The organism is Trichocoleus sp. DQ-A2 (assembly GCF_039961915.1).
Lineage (GTDB): Bacteria > Cyanobacteriota > Cyanobacteriia > Cyanobacteriales > FACHB-T130 > FACHB-T130.
In genome coordinates this window covers 15402-32127 of record NZ_JAMPKD010000034.1, presented here as the reverse complement: position 1 = coordinate 32127, position 16726 = coordinate 15402, and the positions used below count along the sequence as shown (strand labels likewise).

Annotated in this window: 21 protein-coding genes; 14 read left to right on the top strand and 7 right to left on the bottom strand. The window is 44.7% G+C overall.

The features are described from left to right. The first annotated feature begins 43 nt into the window (after positions 1-43). Positions 44-325 carry a hypothetical protein gene (locus NC997_RS24730; RefSeq protein WP_190412131.1) on the top strand — a complete coding sequence of 94 codons (282 nt, stop codon included), beginning with the start codon at positions 44-46 and terminating at the stop codon, positions 323-325. Positions 326-742: 417 nt separating this feature from the next. Next, positions 743-1969 (top strand): sensor histidine kinase, encoded by a 1227-nt coding sequence (locus tag NC997_RS24725; protein ID WP_190412130.1) that lies wholly within the window; start codon positions 743-745, stop codon positions 1967-1969. 46 nt (positions 1970-2015) lie between these two features. Here NC997_RS24725 and NC997_RS24720 read toward each other — a convergent pair whose 3' ends face one another. Further along, on the bottom strand, positions 2016-2423 hold the full coding sequence (locus NC997_RS24720) for a response regulator (protein WP_190412129.1): 408 nt from the start codon (positions 2421-2423) through the stop codon (positions 2016-2018). Positions 2424-2828: 405 nt separating this feature from the next. On the opposite strand from NC997_RS24720, the gene NC997_RS24715 reads away from it, so the two are divergent. The 3 genes from NC997_RS24715 to NC997_RS24705 all read left to right on the top strand — a co-directional run bounded on the left by NC997_RS24715 (position 2829) and on the right by NC997_RS24705 (position 5089). Beyond that, positions 2829-3362, top strand: a complete 534-nt coding sequence (locus tag NC997_RS24715; RefSeq protein WP_190412128.1) for a vitamin K epoxide reductase family protein — start codon at positions 2829-2831, stop codon at positions 3360-3362. Positions 3363-3454: 92 nt separating this feature from the next. Next, positions 3455-3652: a hypothetical protein gene (locus NC997_RS24710; protein WP_190528599.1), complete on the top strand. Its 198-nt coding sequence runs from the start codon at positions 3455-3457 to the stop codon at positions 3650-3652. A gap of 408 nt (positions 3653-4060) precedes the next feature. Beyond that, positions 4061-5089 (top strand): chemotaxis protein CheB, encoded by a 1029-nt coding sequence (locus NC997_RS24705; RefSeq protein ID WP_339380190.1) that lies wholly within the window; start codon positions 4061-4063, stop codon positions 5087-5089. Positions 5090-5298: 209 nt separating this feature from the next. On the opposite strand, the gene NC997_RS24700 is transcribed toward NC997_RS24705, so the two are convergent. From NC997_RS24700 to NC997_RS24680, 5 genes are all read right to left on the bottom strand, one after another. Continuing rightward, complete coding sequence (locus tag NC997_RS24700) at positions 5299-5724, bottom strand: nuclear transport factor 2 family protein (RefSeq protein WP_190412126.1); 426 nt, start codon at positions 5722-5724, stop codon at positions 5299-5301. A gap of 233 nt (positions 5725-5957) precedes the next feature. Next, positions 5958-6389: a hypothetical protein gene (locus NC997_RS24695; RefSeq protein WP_190528598.1), complete on the bottom strand. Its 432-nt coding sequence runs from the start codon at positions 6387-6389 to the stop codon at positions 5958-5960. Then, a complete protein-coding gene (locus tag NC997_RS24690; RefSeq protein WP_190528595.1) occupies positions 6370-6522 on the bottom strand; it encodes a hypothetical protein in 153 nt (50 codons plus the stop codon). The genes NC997_RS24695 and NC997_RS24690 overlap by 20 nt, the downstream gene beginning before the upstream one ends. A 469-nt stretch (positions 6523-6991) precedes the next feature. Further along, entirely contained in the window at positions 6992-8665 is a 1674-nt protein-coding gene (locus NC997_RS24685; RefSeq protein ID WP_190528593.1) for an AIPR family protein, read from the bottom strand. A gap of 150 nt (positions 8666-8815) precedes the next feature. Further along, positions 8816-9091, bottom strand: coding sequence for a hypothetical protein (locus NC997_RS24680; RefSeq protein ID WP_190528590.1), 276 nt, complete (start codon positions 9089-9091; stop codon positions 8816-8818). A 200-nt stretch (positions 9092-9291) separates the two neighbouring features. Here NC997_RS24680 and NC997_RS24675 point away from each other — a divergent pair, with 200 nt between their 5' ends. The 4 genes from NC997_RS24675 to NC997_RS24660 all read left to right on the top strand — a co-directional run bounded on the left by NC997_RS24675 (position 9292) and on the right by NC997_RS24660 (position 12154). After that, positions 9292-10311: an NADP-dependent oxidoreductase gene (locus NC997_RS24675; RefSeq protein WP_190528588.1), complete on the top strand. Its 1020-nt coding sequence runs from the start codon at positions 9292-9294 to the stop codon at positions 10309-10311. Between the two features lie 90 nt (positions 10312-10401). After that, a complete protein-coding gene (locus NC997_RS24670) occupies positions 10402-10566 on the top strand; it encodes a catalase-related domain-containing protein (protein ID WP_190528617.1) in 165 nt (54 codons plus the stop codon). After that, complete coding sequence (locus NC997_RS24665) at positions 10563-11069, top strand: N-acetyltransferase (RefSeq protein WP_190528585.1); 507 nt, start codon at positions 10563-10565, stop codon at positions 11067-11069. Before NC997_RS24670 ends, NC997_RS24665 begins: the two co-directional genes overlap by 4 nt. Before the next feature lie 122 nt (positions 11070-11191). Continuing rightward, entirely contained in the window at positions 11192-12154 is a 963-nt protein-coding gene (locus NC997_RS24660; RefSeq protein ID WP_190528581.1) for an aldo/keto reductase, read from the top strand. A 47-nt stretch (positions 12155-12201) separates the two neighbouring features. On the opposite strand, the gene NC997_RS24655 is transcribed toward NC997_RS24660, so the two are convergent. Continuing rightward, a complete protein-coding gene (locus tag NC997_RS24655) occupies positions 12202-12477 on the bottom strand; it encodes a hypothetical protein (RefSeq protein ID WP_190528577.1) in 276 nt (91 codons plus the stop codon). A 268-nt stretch (positions 12478-12745) separates the two neighbouring features. Between NC997_RS24655 and NC997_RS24650 the strand changes: the two genes are divergently transcribed. The 5 genes from NC997_RS24650 to NC997_RS24630 all read left to right on the top strand — a co-directional run bounded on the left by NC997_RS24650 (position 12746) and on the right by NC997_RS24630 (position 16630). Then, positions 12746-12985, top strand: coding sequence for a hypothetical protein (locus tag NC997_RS24650; RefSeq protein ID WP_190436200.1), 240 nt, complete (start codon positions 12746-12748; stop codon positions 12983-12985). Positions 12986-13368: 383 nt separating this feature from the next. Next, a complete protein-coding gene (locus NC997_RS24645; RefSeq protein ID WP_190528575.1) occupies positions 13369-13749 on the top strand; it encodes a hypothetical protein in 381 nt (126 codons plus the stop codon). Between the two features lie 186 nt (positions 13750-13935). Continuing rightward, positions 13936-14142 carry a chlorophyll a/b-binding protein gene (locus NC997_RS24640; protein ID WP_190413854.1) on the top strand — a complete coding sequence of 69 codons (207 nt, stop codon included), beginning with the start codon at positions 13936-13938 and terminating at the stop codon, positions 14140-14142. A 98-nt stretch (positions 14143-14240) separates the two neighbouring features. Further along, complete coding sequence (locus tag NC997_RS24635; protein ID WP_190413853.1) at positions 14241-14711, top strand: DUF4383 domain-containing protein; 471 nt, start codon at positions 14241-14243, stop codon at positions 14709-14711. Between the two features lie 287 nt (positions 14712-14998). Next, a complete protein-coding gene (locus tag NC997_RS24630; RefSeq protein WP_190528572.1) occupies positions 14999-16630 on the top strand; it encodes an NAD(P)/FAD-dependent oxidoreductase in 1632 nt (543 codons plus the stop codon). Positions 16631-16726: the final 96 nt, after the last annotated feature.

The window sequence follows — 16726 nt, the reverse complement described above, 5'->3', positions numbered from 1 at the left end:
CAAATCATCGGGATTCCATAAGAAAGTAACAGGAGTAACACTAATGGATTGGGCAAATAATTTTGAGCAGTTTACCAGACAGTTAAGCGAGTTGCAGAGTGGTATTCTCAAGAGCTGGACTTCTACCATGCCGACTATGCAAGGTTTCAATACACCCAGTTACCGCGAGAATTTCGAGAAAACTTTGAAATTTCAGGAAGAAGTGCTGGCAAGTTCTCTGCAATTTCAGGCTTTGCTGGCTCGTCTGTCAATCGAAACTCAGAAGCAATTGTGGGAGGGATATTTTAATACGATCCGGAGTACACAGAGCCAAAAATCTGAGTGACTATTAGAGTTGTTTTTGAGATACGAGTGGTTTCAGTTTTTTTAGAGTTTGTTTGTAAAACAATTTACTTTACAAACATCCTCTAAGGATTAATAAAGCTCGCCAATGTATTTCTTGGGAGCTTTTTTTACTATAAAACAGTTTTGGAAAAAAGTTTTATATTCGCTTCTTATCATCAAAGCTTTCAATCTAGTAAACAAGCCACAAACCAAAATAAACCTGCTAATTTATTTAATCCTCTACCTACAGAAAGGACATAATGTTAAGCAAGCTTGTACTTTTGAATACAAAGGCCGAAGCTGAACTTTGGAAAGATTTCCTAAAGTCCAGTTACCCGACAAGTAAACTGCGCGATCGCTCAATGTAGAATGATGCCAAGAAGGTTTTGACCGATTCCTCCTCACGCCTCTTGCCATCATGGATTTTAGCCAATTGCTTGTTAGAAAAATAGACGCGATCGCCAAAAACTGGGTTGAAGCAGTCCGCTTGGATAGGCAGATTTCCAGCACTGACGATTTACCCAGATCGGCGATCCGGAATCATATTCCTGATGTGCTAAAAGCGATGGCAACTGTACTTTCCCGCTCCCAAGAAAACGATATTCAGTCCATCGTCCAGAACAGTTTGCATCATGGTGTTCTGCGGGCTGAACAAGGTTTCGCTACCACTGAAATTGCGCGAGAGTATCGTCTACTGCGCCAGACGATCTTTTCCACTTTAGAGGCAGATTTACTAGAGGGTACGGTTCCGGAAGTGATGCGAACCTACAATGCAATTGACGCGACCATCGACGAAGCGATCGCCCAATGCTTCAAAAGTTATGTAGAGGAGCGATTGCAAGAACTACAGCAGGTGCAAAGTCAGGTAGAGTTAACCAATCAAGAACTCACTCGCTTGGTAAAAGCGAATCAGGATAATCTCTCTCAACTAGCCCACGAACTGAAAAATCCTCTGAATTCGATTATTGGCTACTCGGAGCTGATGTTACGCTCTTCACGAAAGAATGTTGAAGTTCAAGACAATTTCCCGAATCTGGAACACATTGAGCGCGTGCTACGCAATAGCAGGCACTTACTGCGCCTGATCAACGATACCCTGGAAATTTCCCGGTATTCAGCAGGGAAGATAGAACTGCACCCAGAACTAATAGATGTACGCTCTTTAATCAACAATGTAGTTGAAATGTTGGAGCCTTTGGCAGCAGCCAAAGAGCTACAAATGGTGGTTGATTGTGATTCGGCTAGTGCCGATAGTTCTGCTGCACGCGCTCCTGAAAAAGTGCTGACAGACGCCTTGCGATTGCAGCAAATTGTCACGAATCTTTTAAGCAACGCAATTCGCTACACAGAGACAGGAAGTGTCCAATTAACGTGTCAGATGTTATCTGATAACCGCTGGTCTATTGCGGTGAGCGACACTGGTATTGGCATTGCTCCTGAAGACCAGGCGCGGGTTTTTGACCCTTTCTTTCAAGCGGGAACTCGCGATCGCATGCCCGATAGCACTGGCTTAGGTTTAGCAATTGTCGCCCAACTGGTAAACCTAATGCAAGGCAAAATCGAGCTGGTATCCCAGGTTGGCCTTGGCTCCACCTTCACCGTCATCTTGCCCCTAGAAGTGAAAACCCTGGAATCAATTTCTTGAATTTTGGTTTTATCTGGTTTTTCTTTTAACTGTATAATTCTTGAAATTATTGAGCAGGATTAACGATACTTTTCAATCGCAAAGATGCTTTAATTCTTGCCATTAACTCCTCAAAATCAATCGGCTTCCGAATGAAGTCATTCGCTCCTAACTCCAATCCTTGAGGGATATTAGCACTCTCACTTGCCGTAATCATCAGAATCGGAATAAAAGGGAGTTGCGGATTTTCCCGAATCCGCCGAGTTACTTCATAACCATCCATTCCTGGCATCATGGCATCCATCAACACTAAATCCGGTGGCGATGCTTCTATCTTGGCTAACGCTGACTTACCATTTCTAGCGCTATCAATCTCATACCCTTCTTCCGCCAAAATCTCCTCTAGGAGGGATACATTATCCTCTAGATCATCTACCAATAAAATGCGTTTAGCTTGAGATTGAGACGATACCATAAAATCGACCCTCCATTTGGGGAAAGATGCTTATAAAAGCTTTTAAATTTTCCAATCTTTTAAATAATAGTTATTTGCTTACTAGCTAACCTCTTACCTAAGGGGAGTTTCACTTAAACCAACGAAAAATCGTGAGAAGAAAAAGAAATCTAAATGTTAAGCCAATTTGTAATTTTGAATACAAAAAGAGATGAAGTGTAACATTTTATAACTACCTCCAGCGTCAGAGGTAGGCATCAAACCGATTCGTGAAAATGGTAAGCAATTTATTCGAGTATCAGCATCGGCAGCATTGGGCGCGATTGCTGCCGAATTGGATGCAGACTGCGTATTCTATTCGTCGGTTGAAAACTCCGTGCAAGCTGATGCGACCGTCAACGCATACGTTATCGAGGATTGCGCTTCATGGAGCCACAACAACTAAGTCAGGAACTGCGGAAAGGACAAAACCCTCACATGAGCCGTCGCCGAGCGATTATCGGCTTGTCTATGCTAGGGGGTTCGATGGGACAGCTCGTTAGCCTATATCAGACCGGGATTATTAGCCATCTACCCGATCCTCCCGGACAAACGCTTTTCGATGCAGACCGCGTTGACGCATCTAACTATGCTTACAGCCGATTTAACTCACCCGATGGCCCGATAATGGTGCTTACTTACGCCATCACCGCTTGGCTGGCGGCTGCGGGTGGTCTCGATCGCGCTAGACGCAACCCGCTCTTACCCATTGCAATGGGTATCAAGATCCTGATTGACGTGGTGACTAATCTTGAGCTAGCTCGTGAAGAGTGGAGCGAGAACAAAGCCTTTTGCGAGTACTGCCAGGTGGCGACGGTTTGCTCGTTAACGTCTCTAGTGCTGGCAGCGCCTGAAGTGATTGCCGCTACTCGCGCCTTGCTGGGGCAGGGCGACAAGAACACCGCAGACGACGCACAGTAAACGATACCAGGAAAGCGCGAAGCACCCTCAATTCCTTGCTTAGGGGCATGGCAGTATGCCCCTACATGAATGATCGGTAAGGGATAAATAAGTTGGTTGTTGCGCTTGGTGAACGAGAAGTGCGCGATTCTCTTTCAGAGACGCTACGCGATCGCTTGGACAATCCCGAAGATTTCGAGCGGATTCAGCAGACGGTGGAAATGTTCAAGGATGTTTTGCCAGAAATAATTGTACAGGATGCCCTATTTCATAGGGGTCTGGCAAATCTTAAACCCGTCACTAAACTTTGACCGGAATTGAGGAGATTTCATCAGATGGTGGTTGAGCGATCGCTGATTTAACGCCTTAAATCAGCAGTGGATACGATTGGCTAAGCCTGTAATGCTTATAGAAAGAGCATTACAGGCTTAGTTTTATCTTCTCAGGAGGAGAAGAGAATTTTGCCTAGATTGACCAACAATCAGACAGTTGCTCTTAGCGACCATTTTTCCCCTGCTAGACAAAGGCGAGTTTCGATAAGCTGGAAGAAACGAACAAGCGCAAGCAGCCTATAAGTTTTTGCTGTTAGCAGTCACAAGAGGATACGACCTACTATTTTTACCATTCATAAACGACTGGACTTGAGTGAGTAGATGCGTTCTACTCTCGCTAAAAATCATGAATTTTGCAAGGTAATCGCCTTTAGTCAAGGAAGATAAGTGATAAAGCCTGAGATCGTCGTCATTGGAGCATCGGCGGGAGGGATGGAAGCCCTGAAAAAGCTCCTTGCTCAACTCCCCTCCAATTTTCCGGGTGCTATTTTTATTGTCTGGCATATTGCCCCAGCGTATCCAAGTGTTTTGCCCCAAATTCTGGATCGGGTTTGCTCGCTGCCAGTCGCCCATGCAATTGACAAAGAGGCAATCAAACCGGGACGGGTTTATGTTGCTCCCCCTGATCACCATCTGCTTGTCGAATCGGGGTATGTCCGAGTCACGAAGGGCCCGAAAGAAAATCGCTTTCGTCCCTCGATTGACGTCTTATTCCGCTCCGCCGCTCGGAGCTATGGAAATCAAGCGATCGGGGTGGTTCTTACTGGAATGCTTGATGATGGGGCATCTGGGCTGTACGCAGTGAAGGAGCAAGGCGGGAAAGCGATTGTCCAAGACCCTTTTGATGCACTTCACGCCTCCATGCCTATCCAAGCGATGAAAGCGGTAGAGGTTGATTGGTGCGTCCCCGTCGCAGAAATGGGCGCTTTATTGATTGAGATGACAAACGAAGCCGTCGAGAAGAAAGGAGGACATCTGGTGTCTGAGCAGATGGACATTGAAGTCAAAGTAGCGCGGGAAGACAATGCTTTTGAGAGCGGCATCATGAAGCTTGGGAAGCTCTCTCCCTATACCTGTCCAGAGTGCCACGGGATGCTTCTGCAACTGAAAGAAGGCAACATTATCCGGTTCCGTTGCCATACAGGACATGCCTATTCCCTAAATTCTCTGCTTGTAGAAGTAACGGAGTCTATTGAAGCCTCACTTTGGAAAACACTTCGCGGGATCGAGGAGAGCGAAATGTTAATGAGCCACATGGCTAAACATCTGGGCGAAACGAACGATAGTGAGATGGCGGAACGCTTTTTGCAAAAATCCGAACAAGCAAATAGGCGAGCTAGCCTAGTTAGGCAGGCGGTGATGAGCCACGAAACGCTAAGTCAGGAGAAGATAATTAACCTGGATGGGTATGAGTAGCGACCAACCAAAAGCTTACAAATCGCCCAAGTTTGCCAAAAATCGACACGATTAAATCACCGCCCTATCTACAATTCACTGAAGATATTGAATCAGGCAAATAACTTTTGAACCGCCATCCTTCAGGCTACCGCCCGCGATCGCAGTACTGAAAAATACGCTAGGCACCTTTTGAACTATCAAGTCTACCTCCACGGCTACTGCTCAGGCTACTGCTCAGACGTTCCCGGCTCAATCCGTGCCCCAAGCTGAAGAATCCGTCCGAGATCGTCAGCGTTTCGCCAAGTTTCAAGTATCTTGCCGTCAGCAATCCAATGAATGAACGTAGCCATGAATGTCTGAGGCTGACCGCGACCGGGTATACCAAGGAAACTGTCTTGGACACAGGTGTTGATCGCACGCACGGCAACTTTGTCACCCTCAGCAATTACGTCTTCAATCGTCCATTTCTGCTCGATAGGCCCCATTGTCCGAAAGAGTTCGCGAACCCCGTCCGGTCCAGGGATAAGCTCTGGCGGACCACCATGCATCCTCCAAGTCGGGGCAGTCATCTCGCAGATATCCTCAATCTTGTGTTCGTTGATGAGTTCAAACCAGCGCCGAGCAATTATTTTGTTGTCCTCGATAGAAGACATGGCTGCCCCTCCTAAGAGTGAGATTAGAAACTGAATGCCACGCACCCATGCAAACCCTAACAGCTAGCTTCCGCGATCGCTTATGAATTTTGCAACACAATCAATAAAGTAATCCTCCGTTCTGGTACAAGCATTTTACTTCAGCCACCCTAGAGAATCCGTTGCGCTCGAACTGCTTGAATGCCTCGCGATTGAAGGAGGGTTCGTCATTTCTGGTCAAACCTTTGGTGTTGTCAACTTAAACAGTTTGGGTTGAGATTAGTAGATTCATGCTTGCAGCCGAGCGATCGCACTATGAATACTGGTGATTTCTTGGGCAATTCGATCCAGTTCTGTGGAAATGGGAGTGCGTTCTCGAATGGCTTGCAGTGTCGGTGTTGCTGTGGCAGTGCGACGATAAACACGATCGAGGTAGTCAGGCTGATGGATAACACCGCTTGCCCAAATAGATTGACAAAGCCTGCAATAAATATCACTAGAAACATCGTTAGAGCCGATAGCCAAAGGGTGCCATCATCTAGATTGGCAAGGAATAGCATCGCTGTAATGCTGATCGCTGCCGCAATCTTGGCTGTTGCCTGCTGGCGATACGCTCCCTCGACGTTTACCAGCGCCACCGACCAGGCTCCCATAACTGCGATCGCGCTAGCAGCCGGATGACCCATCAGCACTCCAACCCCAATTGTGAACCAAAACTAATACAAGGGTCTGCAAACTGGCAGCAATATCAGGCTTACCCGGTTTGAGTTGAAACTGCTGCAACAGCCAGTTCAGCGATCGTTGAGATTGAGAAGACATGCGCCCATCCCATTAGCTGCTATTTGTTATTTGCCTAATGGAAGCACTTTCTGGGTCGGATAGCGATAATGCTGCGTCCAATAATCCCTGTTCCACCGAATACTACCAACTTCTGCATCGCTATTTACTGCCTGTTTTCGCGATCGTTACTATAAACAGTATTAGATGAAGTTCATTGTGCCTCTATCCTTGTGTAGAACTGAAAGGTTTTTGCATTTGTATTGGAACTGTAATATAGCTGCATGACGGTTCCGTAGTTAAGCAGGAAATCTCTGGCACATCTTCATCTGAAGAGAAGAAGAACAGTGCAGAGTAAGCGATCGCAGGAGCGTTGAGCAGAGTACGGCAAGATATCTAAGTGCGGCAACTGTGTATGCAAATCTGCTGAGTCTTGGATCTTTTTGAGCGTATCCCATGTTTGGCAATCCAGCATGGATTCTTGAGAGTGCAAGAAATGTTTCTGTTCTTTTTAATTCAAAATTCTACCAAGAATTTCTTGACATTTTGTTATATTTCTAAATATATTTGCTGGATAAGAATTTAAGTACAGATTGTTTGTTTCACTTACTACATTTTCTAGTAACTTTGAAGTGCATTCCTCAATTTCATTGATTTGTGATGATGTTAAATCAGATGAGCTACTAAAAAAATCTTTTGGCAAACCTTTATAAATAAGGTGTAGGATAAATCGATTACCATGAACTGCAAATAATCGTTCCCTTCCATCTCGTTGTTTTTGTTCTTGTAATAATTTATTATCTACTATTCTTAAGATTTGAACTAATTTCCACACATCAGAACCATTTATTGATGGATTAAATAAAATTTTGTATGGAGGCTTTTCTATGTTCTCCCACAACGAACTAATTTTGTCTTTTACTCGCACAGCAAATCCCACATCATTATGTTTGCAGGCTTGACTAATCGTAGCTTCGTTCAGATCAAACCCTTTTTGTCCCGATGGAATTGATTCCCCTGATTTATAAGCGTAAGTAATTCCTTCTAGCTGAAGCTCGTTTTTTATTCGTTCTTGTTCAGGATCGAGAGAGACAAATTCTCGCCGGTCAATTCTGTTTTGAGTATTATTGAATCTAGTTATTTCTGTAGCAAATTCTTCGGGACAGTTTTCTAGGGATATAAAACGAATAAAAACTTTTGCTTTTTCAACTTGCTCAGGAGAATTTTGATATGCTCTTGCTATAGAACCAACAGTTTGAGCGCCGTTGACTATCTTTACATCTTTACACTCAAATATACCTGTATCTCTCCCACTACCCCCCATAGGTTTTTTGCCAATGCTAGAACATAACGCTGTTATTCCATTATTGTAATACCAAAATTTTTCTGGATCATGTCTAACTGAATTAAATATGCCTTCATTGACTTCACTATCTCTGAGGAAAAACCTAATATTTGAAGAAAACAATCTAGGGGAGTGGTTAGTCCACCAATCAGCTATTTCCCTAGCAGAAACTTGTCCATAATACGATTGATATGGTTCCTTTGTTTGCCCCCAATCAAAAAGGCAAACATCTAAATCTATAGGATAACCTTTTGCTCCTTGAGATATTATATTATATATGTCAGACTGGTTAAAAATTCTTTTGGTTACAATATCTATTGGGTCATTCATCTCGTTCAATAAGTCATCAAGTTCTCTTTGGGGTTCATGCGCTAATGAAGTTTGACCTGAATAGACAAGAATAACTTCAAATCTTGTTCCTGCATCATTAAGTGATTCTTCAATATCTTTGATCTTATTGTTTAGTTTTGAATTGAATCTGTCATATCTAGCATTAACTAAATCCCTGAAACCTTTAACAAACTTCATAACTTCTTCTAATTTTATACCTCCTTTACTCTCATGCTTCCATTTTGACTGTAATACATACAAAACCTTTTCTCTTTTGTCAAAATAGATAGAATCTATACCATTATCTTGTCCACCATCAACTATTGATTTTGATGCTTCTTGCGGGGATATATCAGCTAGCGTCATCAATGCAAATGCAGCTAAACTTCTTGTCAAGAAAATCGATTCTTTGTCTGTTTCTGATTTATTTTGATAGTCCGATAAATCAATCAAACCATTAAATGTTTTCTGGAGATATGACTTTATTTGACGTAAATGAATTTCACTCATAACCGTTGAGAGCTAACTTTACTAGCTTTAATTTTATCAAATTAATATCACCACGCAACTGCGGGATAGCCGCCCTGATAACCGGATGAAGTTGGTGAGAGCGATCGAAAAACCGCAACAGCACATTGGTATCCACCAGGTAGATCGCAACTAGGGATGCTCCTCGTAGATTCCAACCCGACTGACAGCATAATCTGATAGCACTGATGGGTTTGACCTAACAAAACTCGCGAACTCATCAGCTACCTGATTTGCGATCGCCTCGAACTCTTGCTCTTCTTGAGAAGTAACATCACTTTCTACCTGTTGTGAAATTGCACGTTCTTTGTTCCAAGTTAAGAATTCGACAAAATCCAGTACCTCTAGGATTTTTAGTTCAAGTAGATGATGAAGCTTGCGTACAATTTCTTCTATTAATGCTTCCATAGTTAGTCCTGTCTTAAACTTCTCGTAAATATTGAACGTATTGCCGATCGCGTCCGGTCATTCTCTCCAATTATGTCTGATGAAAGATGTTGAGCTAGCGATCATCAAGTGCAATCGTTAGTAGACTTGTTGGGGTGATTGTCCAGCCTGATACAGCACTAATCAATGCTCAATGCATTGGAAAAAAATAGGAACCATCAATGCCTAATTCAACTAACCAACAAATCTTACTCAAAAACCGCCCAGTGGGGGAACCAAAAGAGAGTGATTTCGCCCTGGTGGAAACTCCAATCGCAGAACCAAGGGAAGGCGAAGTTCTCAACCGCACAATATACCTGTCCCTCGACCCCTATATGCGCGGACGTATGAGCGATCGCGAATCGTATGCTTCTCCAGCAGAATTGGGTTCCGTGATGGTCGGTGGCACAGTCAGCCAAGTCGTCAAATCCAACCATCCCCAATTCTCAGCCGGAGATTTTGTGCTGGGTTATGACGGCTGGCAAGCTTATGGCGTATCGAAAGGCGAAATGTTGCGTAAGATTGACCCCAACCAAGCCCCCATCTCCTATGCCTTGGGCATAACGGGGATGCCCGGAATGACGGCATATTTTGCGCTGCTTGATATTGGACAACCCAAAGCGGGCGAAACGGTTGTCGTTTCTGCTGCCTCTGGTGCAGTCGGTTCTGTAGTCGGTCAAATTGCTAAACTCAAAGGCTGTCGGGTAGTCGGGGTGGCTGGGAGTGAGGCGAAATGCGATTACGTCGTGAAAGAATTAGGGTTTGATGCCTGCATCAACCGCAAAACTCAAGACCTAAGTTCAGCATTAAAAGATACTTGTCCTAATGGAATTGATGTTTACTTTGACAATACGGCGGGGCCAATTTTAGAAGCCGTGTTGCAGCAGATTAATCTTGGGGCAAGAATCCCACTGGTTGGTTTAATCTCGCAGTACAACGCAGAAAATCCTCCTCCTGGCCCTAATTTGATGCCCCTGTTGGTTAAACGCGCTTTAATCAAAGGTTTTCTGGTCGGTGATTACCAACAGCGTCAGGCAGAGTTTGTAAATGATGTTTCTCAGTGGTTGCAGGAAGGCAAGCTCAAGTATAAAGAAGACGTTGTAGAGGGGTTGGAAAATGCTCCTCACGCTTTCATCGGTTTACTGCAAGGGAAAAACTTTGGCAAGCTGATTGTTAAAGTCAGTGACGATCCGACACGATGAGCGTGCATTATGTAAGCCTCCAATAGTTTAGATCCTCGACTTGTCTAAGAAGTCGGGAATTTCGCCTTCACTGGACTAGCTCTTGGCGATATAGTTGCCGATTGGTATGAATCTCATGAGCGGGATGACTATAGCCAAGCTGGCAATCTCTGGCGAATCTTCTCTGAAAATGAAAAGAACCGTCCCGCAAAAGCGATCGCAGGAGCGCTGAGTGGAGCAAGGCAAGAGATCCAAACCAGAAAGAGGCAGCAATGAATCTAACAATCCGAAAAGAAGTTACTTCTGATGTGGCGGACATCAAGGCATTGACAACTGCCGCATTTCTCAATGCCGCCCATACTAGCCACACTGAGCAGTTGATTGTTGATGCCTTGCGTAACTCAGGGAACTTGACAGTTTCTCTCGTTGCCGAGGTGAATGGACAAATCGTTGGTCATGTTGCTGTGTCCCCGGTTTCCATTTCCGATGGGAGTCAGGATTGGTATGGACTCGGTCCGATCTCTGTCGCTCCGGAACATCAAGGCATTGGAATCGGGTCACAGCTTATGAAGCAGGCGTTGGCTACTCTACGCGAGCTTGGTGCAGGTGGATGTGTATTGCTTGGCGAACCAAAATACTACAACCGTTTTGGTTTCAGGAGCCAGCCAAATCTTGTTCTACCCGATGTCCCACCCGAATACTTCCAAGCGATTTCGTTCGGCGCACGGATACCCAGTGGAGTTGTCTCATTCCATGAGTCATTTAGCGTACAGAGCTAACAGTGCTATTACAAGATCCAGCTCTCGTGTGCCTCTAGCAAGATGTTATGAAATTTTCCTTGCGTTTGAATTTGCTCATAGCTATATGCACTTAAGCAATCGGTGACAGCCAAGGAGAACAGATGTCAGAAAGTACGCCAAACTCAGAAATGCTATATCGAACTCTCGGCAGTACAGGAGAGCGCGTTTCTGCGATCGGACTCGGTGGCTGGCACATCGGATTGAAGAACGTTGATGAGCAACTGGGTATCCGGATTGTTCGCGCTGCGATCGATCGTGGCATCACTTTTATGGATAACAGTTGGGATTACAACGGCGGAGTCAGCGAGATTCGCATGGGGAAAGCGCTCTTGCATGGCTACCGAGACAAAGTATTCCTGATGACGAAAATTGACGGTCGCTCCAAGAAAGAAGCTGCAAGACAGCTAGACGAATCACTGGAACGTCTGCAAGTTGATTGCATCGATCTCGTCCAACACCACGAAATCCTTCGCTTCGAGGACCCGCATCGAGTTTTCGACCCAGAAGGGGCAAATGCCGCTTTGATAGAGGCGAGGGAATCTGGCAAAGTCCGATATATTGGCTTCACCGGGCACAAAGACCCCCAGATTCATCTGCATATGCTGGAAGTTGCAGCCAGTAACGGGTTTAAATTTGATGCGGCTCAGTTGCCGCTGAATGTGATGGATGCACACTACCGAAGCTTTGCGAAGCTAGTTGTGCCAGAACTGGTTAAACAGGACATTGGCATTCTGGGGATGAAAAGCATGGCAAACGGGATTCTGTTACGGTCAAATACGGTAACGCCAATTGAGTGTCTGCACTATGCATTGAATCTGCCGACATCGGTTGTGATTACGGGAATTGACAGTATGGAGATTCTCGATCAGGCGTTTGAAGCGATGCGGACATTTCAGCCAATGAATGACGAGCAGGTGCGATCGCTGTTAGCAAAAACGGCAGAAGCCGCATCACGAGGCGAGTTTGAGCCATTCAAAACTTCATCAATTTTCGACAGCACTGCCCAGCATCTAGATTGGCTGGGAGAGGAACCACAGCGCATTCAGCAATTGATGCCAACGTGATCGAAGACGCGATCGCAAGTTTATTGCTATTTCTCAAGATCGCAACCCTACATCTGTTTCAGTAATGCAGACAATTGTGTGACTAGCCACTCCTGTTCAACGAGCCATAATCTGGAGCCAATCATATAGTCTTGATAACAGGTACGGATGATACACAACCGCTCGTGTTGATAGCGCAATAGCACCACATACCTCTCATCGAACAGTTCGATACGAAGAACATCGGACAGGGGTAGGTGTACCCAACGTCGGCGAAATGGGGTAAACAGTTGTAATCGCAACGCTTGAGGATCGATGACAATCTCTACAACCGTCCATTGCAAATGATAGCTTTTAGATCGACTTTCATCAAAGCAGCTATTTTACACACCTTCCTAGAAGAATCACAATTTGCTTGATGGCAAGTCTTGCTTCTCGCTCAAATCAATAGCAAATGTTAACTCTAATTGTGCTTTATCATACTTTTTGGCTAATTACCCAGTAATATCTCCTATTAAATTAGTCATAGAGCCAGTCCTAACCGGAGATAGAAAACCCTTAATAAACTAAAGAATATCCTAGTAGAATACCCTGATTTATAAGGTGCAGTTTATGACAATAGAAAATCCTCAAGACAATCGGCAAGATGAGGTTAAATATGACCCTCAAGATAATCCTGGAAGCGAAACAACTGTACCAACCACAGAAGAGGGGGACACTCCGCTTGATGAGAGATATCGTATGACGAGTCAACAAGCCGATTCTGAAACCAGTCCCGGTGCGGAACCTGAAGCTCCAGGAGCTTCTCCTAAGGTGGTAGGCGCTCCGAATCAAGGAACTGATTCTCGTTAAAAAGATTAAAGATTCCTGAAAATTAGGCAAGTCTTTGATGAAAATGAACTGCTCGGCTCGGTTCTATCCCGCTGCTCCAAGGATTCTGGGTTGAGAGCTAGATTTAGCGATCGCAAAACCAAACACGTATGCGATCTCAGCTAACTTTGTAGGTTGGGTTGAGGGAAGAAACCCAACTCAAGGTTTGTCTGTTGAGTTTCGCCGCTCTATACAACGAACTGAAGTGCTAGTTGCTCTGACTGAAATGCTGCTTCTGGCTTGTGTATTTCGTTTTAGTGGTGGCTGATGGCGATCGCGAGTGAAGCTAGTGGAAGGGGAGAGGTTGATACCACAGTAATTGTTCTAAGAGATTCACCGAGAAATTAGAAAAGAGTAATGCATCCATGCCGAATCAAGCAAGTGAGCCAAATCAAGAAGTTGGCGCATCTCAACAGGCTCAAGTTTTTGCATTCTCCGATGCAGGTGGAAGTGCTGTTTTAGATGCAAACATTGCAGCAGGAGTCAGCACAAACCCAGAGGGAGAAGCGATCGCGCATCCCATTGCTTCTAATTTCTCATCCACAACCATAACCACAGGCGATGCCAAAACTGCTGGAGCTTCAACGATTGCAGGCTCTTATGCGGCAGATGGCGAGCAGTCGGAAAAAGGTCGGGTTAATCTTCACAACAATCCCGACGTACCCAGTAGCGATGCTCAAGGAACGCTACCCCATACTGACCCAATTCAACTTCCGATCGATCCTGAAGTCAACCATCCGGAATAAAAGTTCGGGCTTTTCTTCCAAATTTTATCAGTAAATAAGGATGCTTTTTCTTGTGCCGATATTAACAGTTGAACGTTACAAATCGAATCTTTAGATATAGGTAGAATGCAATCCTAACGGTAGACAATACCAGCAAATCTACTCGATAGCATGAAATCAAAACAACGTCATTGAGAACGATTCACTATGAAAAACTCAACCATCAATACTGCTAAAACCCCTACGGTCGCTCCAGCATATAACGGTTCCGATCGCAATGCCTGGATTTTTGGCTGGAACCCACAGCAAGAGCTATGGAACGGTCGCCTAGCAATGCTGGGTTTTGTTGCCTATCTTCTTTGGGATATGGCTGGTTATAGCGTTCTTCGGGATGTACTCCACCTGGTTCGCTAGAAGTTAAATGGTCAGTTAGAAGCTGTCTGTATTTCTCCAACAGCAGCAAAACACTTGTTTAGCCCACACCCAAAATTTTAAAAAACCAAAATACTGCCATGCAAACATCAACATCGCAAACATCAACATCTTCAGTTTCTTCAATTCGTTACGCTGCTCTAATCCTAGGTCTCCTTTTCTTGTCACTTGGCTTAGCTGGATTTATGCCTGGTTTTGTCACTCCTTCTGAGAACTTTACCTCCGAACCAGGTTTCGGCTATATATTCGGAGTATTCCCCACCAACTATTTTCATAATGCAATTGGCGTTTTAGTGGGTGTTTGGGGAATTGCGGCATTTACTAGCTTAAGCGGAGCAATTGTGTTCAATCGCATCTTCGCTATCCTTTATGCAGCAGGTGCTATTTTAGGATTGCTGCCCTTTGCAAATACGCTGTTTGGGCTTACACCACTTTTTGGAAATAATATCTGGCTCAATGCTCTAACTGCTGCGATCGCTTTCTACTTCGGATTTGTGAAGTCAGCAGAAATCGCTATGCCAAGTTCATCGAATGCTCAACCTAGCGCGTAACCAGAATACCTTCTCGAAGTAAAGACAGTGTTCTAATGCTTACGGCTGGAAATTATTTCATCTGCCCTCCTTGGCTCTGATTCTGTAATGCAAAAGTAGTCCTTGTGGGACTACTTTTTTTGTGCTCGTTTCAGTATCAATGCAAGAGATAGCTTGACGTCCTTGAATCACTCAACTGATGATCGCGCAACGTGTAACTTTAAGAAAGCCCCCGATAACAACGAGGGTTCTGAGTATAAAGTTGCACAGGACGTTTATTAATCTCTGCGTGAGGAGAAAAAGCTATCATGAGTCGTTCCCCACTCTTCGACAACTTAGCACGTGCTATCCGCATTGCTCGCTATTGCCAAAAGCAAAATATCTCCACCAACGAGGGAATTGAGCGAATTGCATCTCTTGAGGCATTGATGGCGGTACGGCGCACGAATCGGCGCGAATTTTTTACTGATATGGGCAAGCTGAGTGCGATCGGCGCGACAATAGGAGTAGGCTCAGGATTGCTTCACCGTACCCTCGCAGCTCCTGTACCAGCAGATGTAAGAGTTGGAATTGTGGGGGCTGGTTTAGCCGGACTTGCTTGCGGGTACGAACTGAAGAAAAACGGGATTAACGCTACCGTATTTGAAGCAAGCAATAGAAGTGGCGGTCGCTGTTATTCTCTGGGAGGCGATTTTGCTGGGAGTGTTAATTTTCCCGGTCAGGTTGTGGAAAGAGGCGGCGAGTTTATTGACAACTTGCACAAGACAATGCTGGGATACGTGCGGGAGTTTAACCTCAAGACAGAAGATTTATCAAAACAACCAGGAGAAGTTTTTTACTATTTCAACGGTCAGCGCTATTCAGAGTCAGTGGTTGTGGATGAATTCCGCAATTTTGTTGCCGCTATGCGTACCGACTTGCGATCGCTATCTGCACAGCCCACCGCCGACAATTATACTGATGCTGACAAAAAGCTCGACTTGCTCAGTCTGCGAGACTATCTAGATAGCCGTAATGCCGGAAACCTAATCAAAGGTGTTATCAAAGCTGCTTATATTGCCGAGTACGGTTTAGAGATTGACCAGCAAAGCAGCCTCAGTTTTCTCTTTTTCATTCACGCCGACAAGCGATCGAAGTTTACACCCTTTGGTGTCTTCAGCGATGAGCGCTATCACGTCATTAACGGCAACCAGCAAATTGTTGAAGGTCTGCGTAGCCGACTGCAAGGACAAATTAACTATAACAAGCAGTTAGTAGGAGTCCGCTTTGATAGTGCAGGCAAAGTAGAATTAACATTTAATGATGCTTCATCTGCCAAATATGATGCAGTTGTCTTTGCGATTCCCTTCTCAACTTTGCGCCAAGTTGATTTAAAAGGTCTTCAACTGCCTGCCGAGAAACTATTTGCGATTAATAATTTGCGCTATGGAACCAACGCTAAGATGATGGTTGGCTTTAATAGTCGCCCTTGGGTTGCTCTTGGCAGTGACGGCTCATCCTATTCAGATTTATCAAATCATCAAAACACTTGGGAAACAAACCCACAAAATTCAACTAATAATAGAGCAGTGCTGACCGACTACTCTGGTGGAAATCGAGGCAAAAACATTAATCCTAATCAAGTTCAGCAGGAAGCAGGGGCTTTTCTCAACGACCTTAACCGCGTTTTTCCTGGCACTTTAAAGGCAGCCACACGCAACGGCAATAATTTTTTAGTGCATCTAGAACACTGGCCTTCTAACCCCCTATTCCAGGGCAGTTACACCTGCAATCACCCCGGTTATTTCACAACAATTGCAGGTAATGAAGGTAAACCGTTTAAAAATATTTACTTTGCTGGCGAACACGCTAACTCTTTTTACGAGTGGCAAGGTTTTATGGAAGGTGCTGCTTTATCAGGTATCGATGCTGCCAAGAGAATACTTAAGACTAGAGTTTGATGTTGCACAGGTCCAGTCCCATGCCCATTGAAAGGGTACACCTACTCGTTGGGCAGCTTGTTCATCTTTCGGGCGATCGCTTACATACAGCGAATT